The following is a 17,568-nucleotide window of genomic DNA, read 5'->3' as shown; positions in this document are numbered from 1 at the left end:
GTGCAAGTGCGCTACGGGTAGTCGCAGATCGTGTCCCGTTGCGCAAACCAGTCGGCGATGTCGGCGAGGCCGACGCGCTGCCCCTGCGACTGCGGCGGCTTCACCCGCGCGGCCAGCGCCGGGCGCCAGCCCTCGCGGGCGTGCAGGCCGGGGCCGACGGCGATGGCACCCTCGATCGGTGCCTTGGCGAAGTAGAAGCTGCGGGTGACCACCACCGGGCAATCGGCGGCGCGCGCCGCCGCCACGCCGCCGGGCGAGTCTTCGATGGCGACGGCCTGGTGTGGGCCGACGCCCAGCGCCCGCAAGGCCTTGACGAAGACCTCGGGATCGGGCTTCTTGCGCTCCACGTCCTCGCCGCACACGATGGCACCGAACCAGCCGGCCCACCGGTTGCCCATGTGCTTGCGCAACAAGGCTTCGAGGTTGGAGCGGCTGGTGGTCGTGGCGACGGCCATGCGCACGCCGTGGTCGCGGCACTCGCGCATCAGTTCCAGAACGCCGTCGCGCAGCGGAATGCCGGCATCGGCAACCAGTTCAGCATACAAGGTGTTCTTCTTCGCGTGCAGCGCGCGCGCCAGCGCATCGCGCTCGCTCGCCATGGGCGGTGCGTCGGGCCGGCTGTCCATGTCGTGCATCAGGCGCTCGCGCCCGCCGGTCACGCGCAGGAGCTCGCCATAGCGCGCATCGTCCCAACGCCAAGGCAGGCCGAAGGCCTCGAAGGCGAGGTTGAACGCGACCCGATGCCCGTCGCGCTCGGTCTCGGCGAGGGTGCCGTCGACGTCCCACAGCAGCGCCTCGAGCTTGGGTCTTGCCGCCGTTCCGGTGGTCATTGCGCGCGCCTGGCCAGGATCTCGAAGGCCGGCAGCGTCTTGCCCTCGAGCACCTCAAGGAAGGCGCCACCGCCGGTGGAGATGTAGCCCACGTCCTTGTCGATGCCATACTTGGCGATCGCCGCGAGCGTGTCGCCGCCGCCGGCGATGCTGAAGGCGTCGCTGGCCGCGATCGCGCGCGCGATGGTCTTGGTGCCGTTGGCGAACGCGTCGAACTCGAATACGCCCACCGGTCCGTTCCAGACGATGGTGCCGGCGGCCGCGAGCTTGTGCGCGAGCAGCGTGGCGGTCTGCGGGCCGATGTCGAGGATCAGGTCGTCGTCGTCCACCTCGGCCACGGCCTTGACGGTGGCCGGCGCGTCGGCCTTGAACGCCTTGGCGCAGACCACGTCCACCGGGATCGGCACCTCGGCGCCGCGGGCCTTCATCGCGTCGATCACCGCCCTAGCCTCATCCACCAAGTCCGGCTCGGCGAGGCTCTTGCCGATCGGCAGGCCCTGCGCGAGCAGGAAGGTGTTGGCGATGCCGCCGCCGACGATCAGGCCATCGACGTTCTTGGCCAGGCTTTGCAGGATCGTGAGCTTGGTGCTGACCTTGCTGCCGGCGACGATGGCGACCAGCGGGCGCTTCGGGGCAGCCAGCGCCTTGCCGATCGCGTCGATTTCCGCCGCGAGCAGAGGGCCGGCACAAGCCACCGGCGCGAACTGCGCGATGCCGTAGGTGGAGGCTTCGGCGCGGTGCGCGGTGCCGAAGGCGTCGTGCACGAAGATGTCGGTCAGCGCCGCCATCTGGCGCGCCAGCGCCTCGCTGTTCTTCTTCTCGCCCTTGTTGAGGCGACAGTTCTCGAGCAACACCACCTCGCCGGGCTGCACGTCCACGCCACCCACCCAGTTCGACTTCAGCGGCACCGGCCGCCCGAGCAGCGCGGCGAGCCGTGCGGCCACCGGCGCGAGCGAGTCCTCGGGCTTGAACTCGCCTTCGGTCGGGCGGCCGAGGTGCGAGGTGACCATGACCGCCGCGCCGGCGTCCAGCGCCATGCGGATGCAGAGCACCGAGGCGCGGATGCGCGTGTCTTCGGTGATGTTCCCCGCATCGTCCTGCGGCACGTTGAGGTCGGCGCGGATGAAGACGCGCTGGCCGCACACGCGGCCCTGGGCGACGAGGTCGGCGAAGCGCAACACGTTCACCGCGACGCTCCCATCACGCGCACCATCTCGAGCACCTTGCTCGAGTAGCCCCATTCGTTGTCGTACCAGGCCACCACCTTGACGAAGGTCGAGTCGAGCATGATGCCGGCCTCGGCGTCGAACACCGCGGTGCAGGCCTCGCCGCGGAAGTCGGTCGAAACCACCTTGTCCTGCGTGTACCCGAGCACGCCTTTCATGGCGCCCTGGCTCGCCGCCTTCATCGCCGCGCAGATCTTTTCGTAGCTCGTCTCCTGGGCGAGTTCGACGGTCAGGTCGACCACCGACACATCGCTGGTCGGCACGCGAAGCGCCATGCCGGTGAGCTTGTTGTTCAGCGCCGGGATCACCCGGCCCATCGCCTTGGCGGCGCCGGTGGACGAGGGGATGATGTTCTCGAGGATGCCGCGGCCGCCGCGCCAGTCCTTGTTGCTCGGGCCGTCCACGGTCTTCTGCGTGGCGGTGGCGGCGTGCACGGTGGTCATCATGCCGCGCTTGATGCCGAAACTGTCGTTGAGCACCTTGGCCACCGGCGCCAGGCAGTTCGTGGTGCAGCTCGCGTTGCTGACGATCTTCTCACCGGCGTACTGGGTGTGGTTGACGCCATAGACGAACATCGGCGTGTCGTCCTTGCTGGGTGCGCTCTGGATCACCTTCCTGGCGCCAGCGTCGAGGTGCTTCTGGCAGGTGTCGTGCGTCAGGAACAGGCCCGTCGACTCGACGACCACGTCGACGCCGACATCGCCCCAGGCGAGCGCGGCGGGATCCTTTACCGCGGTGAGCCGGATCTTGCGGCCGTTGACGACCAGCGTGCCGCCATCGACGACCACTTCGCCCTTGAAGCGGCCGTGCACGCTGTCGTACCGCAGCATGTACGCGAGATAGTCGGGTTCGAGCAGGTCGTTGATCGCGACCACCTCGATGTCGTTCTTGAAGTCCTGCACGGCGGCGCGAAACACCATGCGGCCGATGCGACCGAAGCCGTTGATTCCGATGCGAATAGTCATGATGAGATAGTGGGTTGGGTTGAAGTGAGCGAAACGCAAGGTGCGCCGGACCGGCCGGCGAGTACATGCTGCGCAAGATCAGCGAGACTCGGGAACAGGCGCTCGGGATACGCATCTTCGATCGGCTGCCCGGCGTTGTAGCCGTAGGGGACGGCCCATGCGGTCACTCCCGCATTGCGGGCTGCCTCGACGTCGACGCGCGAGTCGCCGACGTGTCCGGTTCGGTCCGTACTACCACCGAGTCGTTCGACGACATGACGCAGCACGCCCGGATCGGGCTTCTTCACGCGCAGGGAGTCGCCGCCGACCACCAGGTCGAAATAGGCGTCGAGCCGGTGCACGCGCAGCACGCGCTCGGCATGCCGGAATTCCTTGTTGGTGACGCAGGCCAGCTTGATGCCGGCCGCCTTGAGCGCACTCAGGGCCTCGAGCGCGCCCGGGTACGGCACGCTGGAGGTGCCGGTGGTCACCGCATAGTGTTCGTCCATGCTGGCGAGCACCTGGTCCGGGTGCACGCGGTCGGCGAGATGGGGCTGCTCGATCATGACGCGGGCCAACAGCTTGAGCATGAGCTCGCGCGTGCCGGCGCCGATCAGCACGGTCACTTCCGACACAGGGCGCCGCGCGATCCCATGCGACTCGAGCGCGCGATTGGCGGCCTCGGCAATCTCGGCGGCCGTGTCCACCAGCGTGCCGTCGAGATCGAAACTGACGATGTCGTAGCGCATGTCAGCTCCTGGACCGGACGAACCGCACTTCGCGCGCCAGCACTTCGCGTGCCAGGTCGGCCAGCGCCTTGGCGTCGAGGCCGAAGTGCTCGTACACCTGCGGGCCGGGCGCCGACTCGCCGAAGCTGTTCACCCCCAGCGCGGCGACGCAGTGGTACTGGCCCCACCACGAGGTGACGCCCGCTTCGACGCCGATGCGCGGGATTCCCCGGCCGAGCACCTGCTCGTGCCAGGCGGCCTCCTGCCGATCGAAGAGGGTGCTGCAGGGCAACGAGACCACCCGCGCCGCGATGCCCACCGCATCGAGAAGGCGCTGCGCCTCCATCGCGATGGACACCTCGGAGCCGGTGCCGATCAGCACCACCTGCGGCTCGGGTCGGTCGGAGAGCACGTAACCGCCGCGACGGATCTGCGCGACCTGCTCCGCAGTGCGCGCCTGCGGCGGCAGGTTCTGCCGCGACAGCAGCAACGCGCTGGGGCGCGTGCGTTGCTCGAGCGCGAACGCCCAGGCCACCGCGGTCTCGGCGGCGTCGCAGGGCCGCCAGACATCGAGATTGGGGATCAGGCGCAAGCTCGCGGCATGCTCGACGGCCTGGTGCGTCGGGCCGTCCTCGCCCAGGCCGATCGAGTCGTGCGTGAAGACATGAACCACGCGCAGCTTCATCAGCGCGGCCATGCGAATTCCGTTGCGGCTGTAGTCGCTGAAGGTGAGGAAGGTGCCGCCGTACGGAATGAAGCCGCCGTGCAGCGCCAGCCCGTTCATGATCGCCGCCATGCCGAACTCGCGCACGCCGTAGTTGACGTGGCGCCCGCCGGGCTGGCCGGCCCGCACGGCACCGCAGCCCGGGAAGTCGGTCAGGTTAGAGCCCGTGAGGTCGGCACTGCCGCCGAGCATCTCGGGGATCTTGGGCGCCAGCATCGCCAGCGCTTGCTGCGAAGCCTTGCGTGAGGCGACCGGCGTGGTGGCCTGACCGAGTTCGATCATCGCTGCCGACGCGGCTTCATGAAACGACGACGGCAGGTCGCCGGCAATCCGGCGCTCGAACTCCGCGGCCAGTGCGGGATATTCGCTCCGGTAGGCCTCGAAGCCCAAGCGCCACTGAGCTTCGCGCCTGGCGCCCAGATCGCGCGCGCTCCAGCGCGCACGCACGGTATCCGGAATTTCGAACGGAGCCTCGTGCCACCCGATGGCGGCGCGCGTGGCGGCAATCTCGTCGGCCCCGAGCGGTTCGCCATGGGCCTTGGCCGTACCGGCGCGTCCCGGGGAGCCGCGGCCGATGGTGGTGCGGCACACGATCAACGTGGGCCGGTCGGCAGAGCGCCGCGCGTCGGCGATGGAACGCCCGATCGCCACGACGTCGTGGCCGTCGATCGGGCCGATCACGTTCCAGCCATAGGCTCGAAAGCGTGCCGCGGTGTCGTCGCGAAACCAGGCATCGACCGCACCGTCGATCGAGATGCCGTTGTCGTCGTACAGCGCGATCAGCTTGTTGAGCCTCCACACGCCAGCCAGCGAGCAGACCTCGTGACTGATGCCTTCCATCAGGCAGCCGTCGCCGAGAAAGACGTAGGTGTGGTGGTCGACCACGACATGTCCCGGGCGGTTGAACTCGTCGCCCAGCAACTTCCCGGCCAGCGCCATGCCGACCGCGTTCGCCAAACCTTGGCCCAATGGGCCGGTCGTGGTTTCCACGCCGGGCGTGAGGCCCACCTCGGGGTGGCCCGGGGTCTTGCTGTGCAGTTGCCGGAAGCGCTGCAGTTCCTCGATCGGCAGGTCGTAGCCGCTCAGGTGCAGCAAGGCATACAGCAGCATCGACGCATGCCCGTTGGACAAGACGAACCGGTCGCGGTCGGGCCACCCGGGATTGCCCGGGTTGTGGCGCAGATGACCGCTCCACAGCGCGACGGCCATCTCGGCCATGCCCATCGGCGCGCCGGGGTGGCCGGAGTTGGCCTGCTGAACGGCGTCCATGGCCAGGGCGCGCAGCGCGTTGGCGAGTTCGTCGTAGCGGCCGCTCTCGGGGCGCAGCACGCGGTCGGCAGAGGTACTGGCCATCACAGGACTCCCAGGGCGCGCTTGCGCCGTTCCATCATGCGCCAGATAAACGGCGTAAAAATCAACTGCATCGCCAGCTCCATCTTGCCGCCGGGCACGACGAGCGTGTTGGCGCGGCTCATCCACGAGTTGTGGATCATGTTCAGCAGGTACTGAAAGTCGATGCCTTTGGGGTTGGCGAAGCGGATTACGCACAGGCTCTCGTCGGCACTCGGGACGTCGCGCGCGATGAAGGGGTTGCTCGTATCCACCACCGGTACGCGCTGGAAGTTGACGTGCGTCTGCGAGAACTGCGGCACGATGTACTGGACGTAGTCGGGCATGCGGCGCAGGATGGTGTCGGTCACCGCCTCGGTCGAGTAACCGCGCATCTTCTTGTCGCGGTACAGCTTCTGGATCCACTCGAGGTTGATCACCGGCACCACGCCGACCAGCAAATCGGGGTGCTTGGCGATGTTCACCTCAGGCGTCACCACCGCCCCGTGCAGTCCCTCGTAGAACAACATGTCGGTGTCGGCAGGCAGGTCCTCCCACGGCGTGAAGGTGCCCGGCTCCTGCTTGTACGGCGCGGCCTCGTCGTCGTCGTGCAGGTACTTGCGGCGTTTGCCGGTGCCGCTCTCGCTGTAGCCGCGAAACAGCTGTTCGAGCTCGACGAGCAAGTTGTTCTCCGGCCCGAAGTGGCTGAAGTGCGTGTTGCCGGACTTCTCGGCCTCGGCCTGGTGCAGCTTCATCCCCTTGCGGTCGTAGCGGTGGAAGCTGTCGCCTTCGATGACGGCTGCCTTCACGCCTTCGCGCCGGAAGATGTTCTGGAACGTGCGCGTCACCGAGCTCGTGCCGGCGCCGGAACTGCCCGTGATGGCGATGATGGGGTGTTTTTCTGACATGGTGTGGACTCGCAGGGTGGCTCGTGTTCGGTTCAGTCGCGGAACAGGCTGCGTTCGGCGAACAGCGGTGCGGCGGCCTCGTTGGACGCCGGCTCCTGGTGATAGCGCTCGATGCGCTCGACTTCATCCTTGCTGCCGAAGATCAAGCCGATGCGCTGATGCAGCGCCGTCGGACTGACCCCCAGGATCGGCTCGCGCCCCGTGCTGGCGCGGCCGCCGGCCTGTTCCATCAGCATTGCGACCGGATTCGCCTCGTACAGCAGCCGCAGACGACCGGGCTTGGCGGGATCCTTGGTGTCGCGCGGGTACATGAAGACACCGCCGCGCATGAGGATGCGATGCGCCTCGGCGACCATACTCGCGACCCAGCGCATGTTGAAGTCCTTGCCGCGCGGCCCGGTCTTGCCGGCCAGGCATTCGTCGACGTAGCGCTTGACCGGCGGCTCCCAGAACCGGCTGTTGCTGGAGTTGATTGCGAACTCCTGCGTCTGCTCGGGTACGCGGATGTCGCTGCGCGTCAGCAAGAACTCGCCGAGGTTGGGGTCCAGCGTGAAGGCCGCGACACCATTGCCGACGGTCAGCACCAGTTGCGTCGTCGGCCCGTAGATCGTGTAGCCGGCGGCGACCTGTGCGGCGCCGGGCTGCAGGAAGTCCGCTTCGGTCACGTCGCGGCCGCTGGCTACCACGTCGGCCGGGGCGCGCAGGATCGAGAAGATGCTGCCGATGGAGACGTTGACGTCGATGTTGCTGCTGCCGTCCAGTGGGTCGAACACGAGCAGGTACTTGCCGCGCGGGTAAGAGCTCGGGATCAGGTACGGCTCCTCCATCTCCTCGCTGGCCATGCCGGCGAGTTGCCCGTTCCACTCGTTCATGCGGATGAACATCTCGTTGGACTGCACGTCCAGCGGTTTCTGCACCTCGCCCTGCACGTTGATGCCCCCCCCCGTGGGCGCAGCGGAACCGTCGCTCAACGCGTCGCCGAGTTCTCCGAACGACACGACGCGGGCCAGCGCCTTGCATGCCAGCGCCACATCGAGGATCAGCGCGTTGAGTTCGCCGCTGGCCTCGGGGAAGCGGCGTCGTTCCTCGATCAGGTAGCGGGTCAGGGTCTGGCGGTGGGACAGTGGCATGGGTGAGTCCTCGGAGTGGTTCAGTGTCAGGTTGCCGCGGCGAACACCCGGCTGACCCGGATGTCCGCCGCGGCAAGAGTCGTGAGCGCGACCTGGTCGAGCACGCGGTTACGATCGGCGAACAGGCGGCTGGTCTGGCGCATGCGATACAGAGGTAGGGGTGCGTCCATGCGCCAGCCTCACGCCACCTTGCCCATCGGCGCGGCCAGTTCGGCCCGCATGGCATCAATGACGGCCTTGTAGTTCGATTGGCCGAAGATCGCGCTGCCGGCCACGAAAGTGTCGGCGCCCGCATCGGCGGCACGACGAATGTTGTCGACCTTGATACCGCCGTCGACTTGCAGACGGATGTCGCGGCCGGACTGGTCGATGAGACGCCGGGCGCTCTCGATCTTGCGCAGCGCGCTGTCGATGAAGCTCTGCCCACCGAAACCGGGGTTGACGCTCATGATCAGCACGAGGTCGATCTTGTCGAGGGTCCAGTCCAGCACGTCCAGCGGCGCGGCCGGATTGAAGGCCAGACCGGCCTTGCAGCCGGCCCCGCGAATCAGCTGCAGGGTGCGGTCCACGTGAACGCTGGCATCGGGATGAAAGCTGATGAGGCCGGCCCCGGCTTGCGCGAACTCGGCCGCCAATGTGTCCACCGGGTGCACCATCAGATGCACGTCGAGCGGCGCCGAGCTGCCGTCGGCGCGCCGCGTGTGGGGCTTGAGCGCCTTCGCCACCGCCGGGCCGATCGTCAGGTTCGGGACGTAATGGTTGTCCATCACGTCGAAGTGAATCCAGTCGGCGCCGGCGGCGATCACGCCGCGTACCTCGTCACCGAGGCATGCGAAGTCGGCGCTGAGGATGCTGGGGGCGATGCGGTGCATGGTCATGCTGCGGCAGTCCTCGTTCAGTAGCGCTGCGCTTCGGCGCGGTCGGTCGCGCACGAATGCGCCGTGTAGCGAATGTCGCGGCCCGCGCCCTCCTGGCGCGCGAGGCCGACGCGGGGCTCGTCCGTCGGCTGGTTGATCTGGGTGGCGTCGGCCGCCAAGCGGGAGTCAAGCGGGCTGTTCATTCAACTCTCCTGAGAAGGGATCCGGGGTACGGACGAACATTAATCGCTGTGATGAATAACAGAAAGTTTGATATTCTTTCGTTTTCGTTTACCTTTTGCTAAATCATGCAGATCACCTTCAGGCAACTCAGGGTTGTCAGTGAGGTCGCTCGTTACTCGAGCGTGATCCGTGCCGCCGAGGCTCTACACCTGACGGCGCCAGCCGTTTCGCTGCAAATCAAGGAAGCCGAGCGGCAGGTCGGGCTGACCTTGTTCGATCGCGCGGGCCGGCGCATGACGCTGACCACGACTGGGGAGTACTTCCTCGTCTATGCGCGCCGGCTGTTGGCGACGCTGAAGGACGCCGAGGATATGATGGCCCGTTTCAAGCGCCTGGAGTCCGGCCGACTGACGATCGGGATGGTGGGTGCCGCCAGCTACTTCCTGCCGCAGTTGCTGGCGAAGTTCCACGCCGAGCATCCTACCGTGGACGTGCGCCTGCGCCTGGCTAGTCGGGAAAAGCTTGGCGTGATGATGCAGGGCAACGATGTGGACCTCTGCATCATGGGTCGGCCGCCACAGTATCCCCCCACTCGAGCGGAACCGTTCGCGTCGCACCCGCATGTGCTGGTGGTGTCGCCACAGCATCGCTTCGCGCGCGCCGAAGCTGTGCCCGCGGTGGCGCTCGCCAACGAGCCGTTCATCGTGCGCGAACCCGATTCGGGAACCCGGGAGGCGCTTCAGAAGTACCTGGATGCGCACCGAATTCAGCCCACGTTCGTCATGGAGATGCCTAGCAACGAGGCAATCAAGCAGGCGGTAATGGCCGGCATGGGCGTCAGTCTTCTGTCGCTGCACACGATCGCGCTGGAGTGGTCCAACGGCCTGATCGCCGTACCTCATGTTGAAGGCCTGCCCTTGGAGCGGCGGTGGAACGTGGTGAACATTGCGGCCAAGCAGTTGTCGCCGGCGGCCGAGGCATTCCGCTACTTCGTGCTCGAGCACGGCGAGTCTCATCTTGCTGCGATGATGAGCCACGACGCGTCCTGACGACAGCGACGTCGCCGATCCGACATGACCAACCCTCGCACGTCGCCGCAGCCGCTTCCGCAGAGAGCCCGTGAAAGTACCAGCAATGCCAGTGGTATAATCGAGCCGTTGCAAGTCGGCCGACCAAGGCCATGACGTTACGAGCCCGAGTGCTGTTGCCGAACCGAAACCAGTTGGAGTTTCGCGCGAGCGATCTGGAATCGGTGTTGCCGGAAGGGCACCGGGCGCGACGGGTATGGGCGTACGTGGAGCGGCAGGACCTGAAAGCGTTCTACGCCGACAAGCTGAACCGATTTCGCTAACAAGCTGAAACGCCGACAACCTCCGCCCCTGTGGCCGCCTCCCGCCCCCGACTGCCTTCGGCAACTCGGGGGCTTTGTTTTGGCCCCGTCGATTCCGCCATGGCGCCCGGGCGCCGGGTTGATTAAGACAAACTAAACTGCCGATAAAGTATTTACAAATTGTTTTAAGCATTGCCTCCATCTAAGCTGTCGTCCCGATAGTGCCTTGCACGGTAGTCCCTTGGCCCGGTCTCCCTCGCACTTGCATCGACTCTCCTCGGCAAGTGCCTTCACCCCCTCCGCTGTAGCGGAGGGGGTTTTTCTGGAACTCCGGCCAAGCGGCCACCTTTGCCACACCGACGATCCCCGACGAGGAGAGGGTCATAACCCCCACCGGCATCACCCTGACCCAGTTCATCATCCAGTCCCAGCGCGCCCACCCGGCGGCCACCGGGGAGTTTCCGGACTGCTCAACGTGATCGCCACCGCCTGCAAGGTGATCGCCACCGCGGCCAGCCGCGGCGCCCTGGCGGGCGTGCTCGGCTCGGCGGAGCACGAGAACGTTCAGGGCGAGGTGCAGAAGAAGCTCGACGTGATCAGCAACGCGATCCTCGTCCACGCCACCGAGAGGGGTGGCCACCTAGTCGCCCTCGCCTCCGAGGAGATGGACACGATCTACCCGATCCCCGCGGCCTTCCCGCGAGGCAAGTACCTGCTGGTCTTCGATCCCCTGGACGGCTCTTCCAACATCGACGCCAACATCTCGGTGGGCGCCATCTTCTCGGTGCTGCGCTCGCCCGATCCGGAGGTGCCGCCGACCCTCGAACACTTCCTGCAGGCGGGCGCCGGGCAGGTCTGCGCCGGTTACGCCCTCTACGGGCCGGCGACCATGCTGGTGCTCACCACCGGTCAGGGCACCCACGGCTTCACCCTCGACCGGGATGTCGGCGAGTTCATCCTCACCCATCCAATGCTGCGCATCCCCGCGGCGACCCAGGAGTTCGCCATCAACACCTCCAACACCCGATTCTGGAAGCCGCCGGTGAAGCGCTACGTGGACGAGTGCCTGGCCGGTCGCGGCGGGCCCCGGGGCAAGGACTTCAACATGCGCCGGATCGCCTCCCTGGTGGCGGAGACCCACCGCATCCTGACCCGCGGCGGGGTCTTCCTCTATCCCCGGGATAGCAAGGCCCCCAAAAAGCCCGGGCGGCTCCGGCTCCTCTACGAGGCGAACCCCATCGGCTTCGTCATCGAGCAGGCGGGCGGCGCCTGCAGCACCGGCCGCGGGCGGGTGCTCGAGGTACCGCCTTCCGGGCTGCACCAGCGGGTGCCCCTGATCTTCGGCTCCCGGGAGGAGGTCGACCACATCGAGCGCCTCCACCAGGGGCACGACGCGGGCACCGACCACCCCTTCCGCTCCCCCCTCTTCCACAAACGCGGCCTGTTTTCCCAGTTCGTCTGACGCTCGTTTGCGAGGAACCCCATCATGTCCAGCGCCCATCCCATCATCGCCATCACCGTCTCTTCGGGGGCCGGCACCACCACCGTCAAGAAAACCTTCGAGAACATCTTCCGCCGCGAGGGCGTGAAGCCGGCCATCGTCGAGGGCGACTCCTTCCACCGCTACGACCGGCTGGCGATGCGCGAGGCCATGCAGCGGGCCGCCGCCGCCGGCAACCCCCACTTCAGCCACTTCGGCCCAGACGCCAACCTCTTCGACGAGTTGGCAAAGCTCTTCCAAAACTACGGCGAGTCGGGGCGGGGGAAGGTGCGCAAGTACCTCCACGACGCCGAGGAGGCGGCACCCTCCGGGCAGGAGCCGGGAACCTTCACCCCCTGGGAGGAACTGCCCGCGGAGACCGACCTCCTCTTCTACGAGTGCCTCCACGGGGCGGTGGTCACCGAGACGGAGGACGTGGCGCACCACGCCGACCTTTTGATCGGCGTGGTGCCCACCATCAACCTGGAGTGGATCCAGAAGCTGCACCGGGACAAGGCGACCCGCGGCTACTCCACGGAAGCCGTGGTGGACACCATCCTCCGGCGCATGCCGGACTACGTGAACTACATCGTCCCCCAGTTCGCTCGCACCCATGTGAACTTCCAGCGGGTGCCCATGGTGGATACCTCGAACCCCTTCATCGCCCGGGACATCCCCACCCCCGACGAGTCCTTCCTGGTGATCCGCTTCGCCAACCCGCGGGGGATCGACTTCTCCTACCTCCTCGCGATGCTCCACGACTCGTTCATGTCCCGCGCCAACACCCTGGTGGTGCCGGGGGGGAAGATGCCGCTCGCCGTGCAGTTCATCTTCACGCCGATGATTCTCAACCTGGTGGATCGCAAAAGGAGGACGCAGTGAAAGTCGTTAATGATGGGGTTCTGGAGGGCGCGGAGGCTCACTCCGGCCCGGTGGTGGGGCGGCCGCTGACCGCCGTCCTGCGCGCCCTGGCCATGGACGCCGTGCAGGCGGCGAAGTCGGGGCATCCGGGGATGCCCATGGGCATGGCGGACATCGCCGAGGTCCTCTGGCGGCGGCACTTGAAGCACAACCCGGGCAACCCCGCGTGGGTCGACCGCGACCGCTTCGTGCTGAGTAACGGCCACGGCTCGATGCTCCTCTACGCGCTGCTGCATCTGACCGGCTACGCGATCTCCATCGACGACTTGAAGGCCTTCCGCCAGCTCGACTCGAAGACCCCGGGGCACCCCGAGGTGGGCCACACGCCGGGGGTGGAGACCACCACCGGGCCCCTGGGCCAGGGGCTCGCCAACGCGGTGGGCATGGCCATCGCCGAGAAGGTTCTGGCGGCGACCTACAACCGCCCGGGACACGCCATCGTCGACCACTACACCTACGTCTTCGTCGGGGACGGCTGCCTGATGGAAGGGGTCTCCCACGAGGCCTGCTCCCTCGCAGGCACCCTGGGGCTTTCCAAGCTGATCGCCTTCTACGACGACAACGGGATCTCCATCGACGGGAAGGTGCAAGGGTGGTTCACCGACGACACCCCGAAGCGCTTCGAAGCCTACGGCTGGCACGTGATCCCGGACGTCGATGGCCACGACACGGCGGCCATCGAAGAGGCGCTGCTGGCCGCCCAGGCCCAGGCGCGGCGTGCCGACGGGCGGCCGACCCTGATCTGCTGCAAGACGGTGATCGGCCAGGGCTCGCCTGCCAAGGCGGGGACCGCCGATGTGCACGGCGCGCCCCTCGGGGAGGCGGAAATCGCCGCGAGCCGCGCGGCCCTCGCCTGGCACCACGCCCCCTTCGAAGTGCCCGATGAGGTGCGCGCGGCCTGGGACCGGCGCGCCGCCGGCGCCCAGGCAGAGGCCCGCTGGACGACCCGCTTCGCCGCCTACCAGGCGGGCTACCCGGCACTCGCCGCCGAGTTCCTGCGCCGCATGCGGGGCAAGCTCCCGGAATCCTGGCCGGCGGTGGCCGCCGCCTTGCACCGGGAGACCGCCGCCAAGGCGGAGACCGTGGCCTCCCGCAAGGCGAGCCAGAACGCCCTGGCCACCCTGGTGCCCGCGCTCCCCGAGCTGCTGGGCGGTTCCGCCGACCTCGCCCACTCCAACCTGACCCTGGTGAAGGGCAGCAAGGGGGTGTCCGCCGCCGCTCCTGCGGGGAACTACCTCTTCTACGGGGTGCGCGAGTTCGCCATGACGGCGATCGCCAACGGGCTCGCCCTGCACGGCGGCTTCATCCCCTACACCGCCACCTTCCTGGTCTTCTCCGACTACGCCCGCAACGCGATCCGCATGGCGGCCCTCATGGGCCAGCGCCAGGTGATGGTCTACACCCACGATTCCATCGGCCTGGGGGAGGACGGGCCGACCCACCAGCCGGTGGAACACCTGGCTTCGCTCCGCCTGATCCCCAACCTGGACGTCTGGCGTCCCGCCGATGCCTGCGAGACGGCGGTGGCGTGGACTTCCGCCATCGGCCGCCGGGAGGGACCGAGCGTCCTCGCCCTGTCGCGGCAGAACCTGCCCGCGGTAAGCCACGAGGTGGCCCCGGCGACCATCGCCCGCGGCGGCTACGTGCTGCGCGAAGGCGGGGTGACCAACCAGGCGGCGATCATCGCCAGCGGCTCGGAGGTCGCCCTCGCCCTCGCCGCCCGGGACCTCCTGGCCCTCGACGGCCTGCGGGTGCGGGTGGTGTCGATGCCCTGTACCGCGGCCTTCGACCGCCAGGACGCGGCCTACCGGAAGAGCGTGCTGCCCCCGGGGCTGCCGGCGGTGGCGGTGGAGGCGGCCCATAGCGGGCTGTGGTGGAAGTACGTGGGGCCGGGGGGCGACGTCCTGGGGATCGACTCCTTCGGCGCCTCGGCGCCGGCGGAGGCCCTCTTCCGCCGCTTCGGGCTTACCGCCGAGGCGCTGGCCGGGAAGGTGCGGGAGGTTCTGCGCCGGGCCGGGAGCTCTGAGGTGGGGGGCGCCGATCACCGTCCTTCCTGGGACACTCCGGAGCACCGCGAAGGCCTTCAGCACCGGGGACGTCGCCGGGAGCGTCCAGCGGAGGCCGAGGAGGACCAGGCGGATGCCGCCCTCTTCGCCGACATCCGCCTCCTCGGACAGGTCCTCGGCGAGACGGTGCGCGCCCAGGAGGGCGAGGCCGTCTTCGCCGCCGTGGAGCGGATCCGCCGCACGGCGGTGGGCGGCCCCCAGGGCCCTCTGGCGGATGCCACCCATGGGGCCATCGTTAACGGCGACCCGGGGGCCATCGTTGGCGGCGCCCAGGGGGCGCCAGCGGCAACGGACGCGCTGGCCGGCGTCCTCGCCGAACTGGACCCGCAGACCATCCTCGCCGTGGTGCGCGCCTTCGGCACCTTCCTGCAGCTCGCCAACATCGCCGAGGACCAGCACCACCTCCGCCTTCGTCGGGCCCGCACCATGGCCGGGGCGGCCCTTTCCCCGGGCTCCCTGGGCCACGCCCTGCAAGGTCCTACGGCCGGGCCGGAGGCCCTGCGCCGCTTTTTCGCCGGCGCCCTGGTCTCCCCGGTGATCACCGCCCACCCGACGGAGGTCCGCCGGCAGGCGGTGCAGCGCAGCCTAGCGCGCGTCGCCGCCCTCCTCGACCGCCGCGATCGCCTGCGCCTCACCCCCGAGGAACAGGCGGAAGACGCCCGGGAACTGGCCCGGCAAGTGCTTGCCCTGTGGCGCACCCGCCTCCTGCGCCCGGCCCGCCTGACGGTGCTCGACGAGGTGAAGAACGGCATCAGCTACCAGCGGCGCACCTTCCTCCCTGAGCTGCCGCGCCTCTACGGCCAGCTCGAGGATCTCCTCGCCGCGCGCTTCGGGGGCTCCTGGCCGCTCCCGCCGTTTTACCGGGTGGGCAGCTGGATTGGCGGCGACCGGGATGGCAATCCCTACGTCACCGCCGCCGTCCTCGACCAGGCAGTGGGCCTGCAGGTGGCGGCGGTCCTCGCCCACTACCGGGAGGAGGTGCAGGCCCTGGCCGGGGACCTCTGCCTCTCGGAGCTCCTAGTGGCGGGCTCCGCGGCGCTTAAGGCGCTGGCCGACCGTTCCGGCGATGCCTCGCCGCAGCGAGCCGACGAGCCCTATCGGCGCGCCCTGCGGGGCATCGACCGGCGCCTCGCGGCAACTGCGGCGCGGATCGGGGAAGCGCGTACTGGCGAGACGATTCCCGACCTGGCAAACACAGCCGCCAGCCCCCCGCCCGGCACACCCCTCCCCTACGCCAGCGCCACCGAGTTCACCGCCGACCTCACCGTCCTCGCCGACTCCCTCACCGGCTGCGGCGCGGGCCTCCTCGCCGAGGCCCGCCTGCGCCACCTGATCCGCGCCGCCGAGGTCTTCGGCTTCCATCTCGCACCCCTGGACTTGCGGCAGAACGCCGAGGTGCACGGGCGCAGCATCGCCGAGCTCTTGCACCGCGCCGGGGTCTGCGCCGACTATCCGGCGCTTCCCGAGGAGGCGCGCATCGCGCTGCTCAGCGCGGAGCTCGCCGATCCGCGGCGCCTTTACTCCCCCTACATCGAGTACTCCGCGGAGACCACCGGGGAGTTGGCGATCTTCTTCGCCGCCCGCAACGCCCAGCGACGCTGCGGGAGCGCGGTGGTGCAGAACTGCATCGTCTCGAAGAGCGAAGGAGTCTCGGACCTCCTGGAAGTGGCGCTCCTCTGCAAGGAGGCGGGGCTCCTCGATCCCGCGGCCGGGGGCCTGGCGGTGAATCTGGTGCCCCTCTTCGAGACCATCGCCGACCTGCGCCGCGCCGGGGAGGTCATGGACCGCCTCTTCGCCCTGCCCACCTGGAAGGCCCTCCTCGCCGCCCGAAGGAACGAGCAGGAGGTGATGCTGGGCTACTCCGACAGCAACAAGGACGGCGGCTTCCTCACCGCCCACTGGGAGCTCTACCGGGCCGAGATCGCCCTGGGGGAGGTCTGCCGCCGGCACGGGGTCCGCCTGCGCCTCTTCCACGGTCGTGGCGGTTCCGTGGGGCGCGGCGGCGGGCCGGCGTACCAGGCGATCCTCGCCCAGCCGGCGGGAGCGGTGGACGGCCAGATCCGCATCACCGAGCAGGGCGAGGTGATCGCCGCCAAGTACGGCCACCCGGAGGTGGGCCGCAGCCACCTGGAGATTCTGCTGGCCGCCACCCTGGAGGCAAGCCTCGGCTCTCCCGCCGGGGAGGATGCCCAGGCGGTCGACTTCCACCCGGTGCTCGACGCCCTCTCTGCCCACGCCTATCGGGCATATCGCGAGCTGGTCTACGAGACGCCGGGTTTCGTCCGCTACTTCCGGGAGGCCACTCCGGTGGAAGAGATCGCAGCGCTGAACATCGGCTCGCGGCCGGCGTCCCGCAGCGCGTCGGAGCGCATCGAGGACCTGCGCGCGATTCCCTGGGTCTTCTCCTGGGCCCAGTGCCGGGTGATGCTCCCCGGCTGGTACGGCTTCGGCAGCGCGGTGGCCGACTGGCTCGCGGCCAATCCCGAGGGGCTCCCCGTGTTGCAACGGATGGCCGCCGCCTGGCCCTTTTTCCGCAGCCTCGTCTCCAACATCGACATGGTGCTCGCCAAGACCGACCTCGCCATCGCCGCCCGTTACGCCGAGTTGGTGGGCGATGCGGCCCTGCGCGAGCGGGTCTTCGGGGCCCTTGGCGCCGAGTGGCGGCGCACCCGGCAGGCGCTACTGGCCATCACCGGCCAGACCGAATTCCTCGCCGACACCCCCCTTCTGCAGCGTTCGGTGCGCAAGCGCTTCCCCTACATTGATCCGCTGAACCACCTCCAGGTGGAGCTTCTCCAGCGCCTGCGCGCCGCGGGCCCCGAGGCCGACGAGCGCCTGCGGCGGGGCATCCACCTGACCATCAACGGCATCGCCGCCGGCCTGCGCAATAGTGGGTAACGGGCTTAATTCTG

General features: G+C 68.5%; 13 protein-coding genes and 2 pseudogenes. 5 read left to right on the top strand and 10 right to left on the bottom strand.

Annotation, left to right across the window (positions count from 1 at the left end; all coding sequences use genetic code 11):
- Window positions 1–11 precede the first annotated feature (11 nt).
- The 10 genes from HV742_RS12295 to HV742_RS12250 are packed head-to-tail and all read right to left on the bottom strand — an operon-like array spanning window position 12 to window position 8,879.
- Complete coding sequence (locus tag HV742_RS12295; RefSeq protein WP_011516260.1) at window positions 12–830, bottom strand: HAD-IA family hydrolase; 819 nt, start codon at window positions 828–830, stop codon at window positions 12–14.
- A complete protein-coding gene (locus HV742_RS12290; RefSeq protein ID WP_011516259.1) occupies window positions 827–2,017 on the bottom strand; it encodes a phosphoglycerate kinase in 1,191 nt (396 codons plus the stop codon). Before HV742_RS12290 ends, HV742_RS12295 begins: the two co-directional genes overlap by 4 nt.
- Window positions 2,014–3,021, bottom strand: coding sequence for a type I glyceraldehyde-3-phosphate dehydrogenase (gene gap, locus HV742_RS12285; protein ID WP_011516258.1), 1,008 nt, complete (start codon window positions 3,019–3,021; stop codon window positions 2,014–2,016). Before gap ends, HV742_RS12290 begins: the two co-directional genes overlap by 4 nt.
- Window positions 3,018–3,749 carry an HAD-IA family hydrolase gene (locus tag HV742_RS12280; RefSeq protein WP_011516257.1) on the bottom strand — a complete coding sequence of 244 codons (732 nt, stop codon included), beginning with the start codon at window positions 3,747–3,749 and terminating at the stop codon, window positions 3,018–3,020. The genes gap and HV742_RS12280 overlap by 4 nt, the downstream gene beginning before the upstream one ends.
- A gap of 1 nt (window position 3,750) precedes the next feature.
- Entirely contained in the window at window positions 3,751–5,805 is a 2,055-nt protein-coding gene (gene tkt / locus HV742_RS12275; protein ID WP_011516256.1) for a transketolase, read from the bottom strand.
- Complete coding sequence (locus tag HV742_RS12270) at window positions 5,805–6,689, bottom strand: phosphoribulokinase (protein WP_011516255.1); 885 nt, start codon at window positions 6,687–6,689, stop codon at window positions 5,805–5,807. Before HV742_RS12270 ends, tkt begins: the two co-directional genes overlap by 1 nt.
- A 32-nt stretch (window positions 6,690–6,721) precedes the next feature.
- Complete coding sequence (locus HV742_RS12265) at window positions 6,722–7,819, bottom strand: class 1 fructose-bisphosphatase (protein WP_011516254.1); 1,098 nt, start codon at window positions 7,817–7,819, stop codon at window positions 6,722–6,724.
- 26 nt (window positions 7,820–7,845) lie between these two features.
- Window positions 7,846–7,989: a hypothetical protein gene (locus tag HV742_RS12260; RefSeq protein ID WP_155877856.1), complete on the bottom strand. Its 144-nt coding sequence runs from the start codon at window positions 7,987–7,989 to the stop codon at window positions 7,846–7,848.
- Window positions 7,990–7,998: 9 nt separating this feature from the next.
- Window positions 7,999–8,697: a ribulose-phosphate 3-epimerase gene (gene rpe / locus HV742_RS12255; RefSeq protein ID WP_011516253.1), complete on the bottom strand. Its 699-nt coding sequence runs from the start codon at window positions 8,695–8,697 to the stop codon at window positions 7,999–8,001.
- 17 nt (window positions 8,698–8,714) lie between these two features.
- Window positions 8,715–8,879 (bottom strand): hypothetical protein, encoded by a 165-nt coding sequence (locus HV742_RS12250; RefSeq protein WP_155877857.1) that lies wholly within the window; start codon window positions 8,877–8,879, stop codon window positions 8,715–8,717.
- Window positions 8,880–8,984: 105 nt separating this feature from the next.
- Between HV742_RS12250 and HV742_RS12245 the strand changes: the two genes are divergently transcribed.
- The 5 genes and pseudogenes from HV742_RS12245 (at window position 8,985) to ppc (ending at window position 17,554) form a co-directional block, all read left to right on the top strand.
- Window positions 8,985–9,908, top strand: a complete 924-nt coding sequence (locus tag HV742_RS12245) for a LysR family transcriptional regulator (RefSeq protein WP_175145314.1) — start codon at window positions 8,985–8,987, stop codon at window positions 9,906–9,908.
- A 143-nt stretch (window positions 9,909–10,051) separates the two neighbouring features.
- Window positions 10,052–10,186: pseudogene (locus tag HV742_RS12240) on the top strand (IS5/IS1182 family transposase); the annotation flags it as partial.
- 365 nt (window positions 10,187–10,551) lie between these two features.
- Window positions 10,552–11,651 (top strand): annotated as a pseudogene (locus tag HV742_RS12235) (class 1 fructose-bisphosphatase).
- A gap of 24 nt (window positions 11,652–11,675) precedes the next feature.
- Complete coding sequence (locus tag HV742_RS12230) at window positions 11,676–12,551, top strand: phosphoribulokinase (RefSeq protein ID WP_175145312.1); 876 nt, start codon at window positions 11,676–11,678, stop codon at window positions 12,549–12,551.
- Window positions 12,548–17,554 carry a phosphoenolpyruvate carboxylase gene (gene ppc / locus HV742_RS12225; protein WP_217482378.1) on the top strand — a complete coding sequence of 1,669 codons (5,007 nt, stop codon included), beginning with the start codon at window positions 12,548–12,550 and terminating at the stop codon, window positions 17,552–17,554. Before HV742_RS12230 ends, ppc begins: the two co-directional genes overlap by 4 nt.
- Window positions 17,555–17,568: the final 14 nt, after the last annotated feature.

Origin of the sequence: Achromobacter ruhlandii (assembly GCF_902859695.1) — a bacterium.
GTDB lineage: Bacteria > Pseudomonadota > Gammaproteobacteria > Burkholderiales > Burkholderiaceae_B > Achromobacter > Achromobacter ruhlandii.
The sequence above is the reverse complement of the archived record's forward strand: the minus strand, read 5'-3'. Positions and strand labels throughout refer to the sequence as shown.

Coding starts and splice junctions, on each gene's coding strand:
- HV742_RS12295 (WP_011516260.1), bottom strand. CDS start 830: ATGACCACCGGAACGGCGGCAAGACCCAAGCTCGAGGCGCTGCTGTGG.
- HV742_RS12245 (WP_175145314.1), top strand. CDS start 8,985: ATGCAGATCACCTTCAGGCAACTCAGGGTTGTCAGTGAGGTCGCTCGT.
- HV742_RS12260 (WP_155877856.1), bottom strand. CDS start 7,989: ATGGACGCACCCCTACCTCTGTATCGCATGCGCCAGACCAGCCGCCTG.
- rpe (WP_011516253.1), bottom strand. CDS start 8,697: ATGACCATGCACCGCATCGCCCCCAGCATCCTCAGCGCCGACTTCGCA.
- HV742_RS12280 (WP_011516257.1), bottom strand. CDS start 3,749: ATGCGCTACGACATCGTCAGTTTCGATCTCGACGGCACGCTGGTGGAC.
- HV742_RS12265 (WP_011516254.1), bottom strand. CDS start 7,819: ATGCCACTGTCCCACCGCCAGACCCTGACCCGCTACCTGATCGAGGAA.
- gap (WP_011516258.1), bottom strand. CDS start 3,021: ATGACTATTCGCATCGGAATCAACGGCTTCGGTCGCATCGGCCGCATG.
- HV742_RS12230 (WP_175145312.1), top strand. CDS start 11,676: ATGTCCAGCGCCCATCCCATCATCGCCATCACCGTCTCTTCGGGGGCC.
- HV742_RS12250 (WP_155877857.1), bottom strand. CDS start 8,879: ATGAACAGCCCGCTTGACTCCCGCTTGGCGGCCGACGCCACCCAGATC.
- tkt (WP_011516256.1), bottom strand. CDS start 5,805: ATGGCCAGTACCTCTGCCGACCGCGTGCTGCGCCCCGAGAGCGGCCGC.
- HV742_RS12270 (WP_011516255.1), bottom strand. CDS start 6,689: ATGTCAGAAAAACACCCCATCATCGCCATCACGGGCAGTTCCGGCGCC.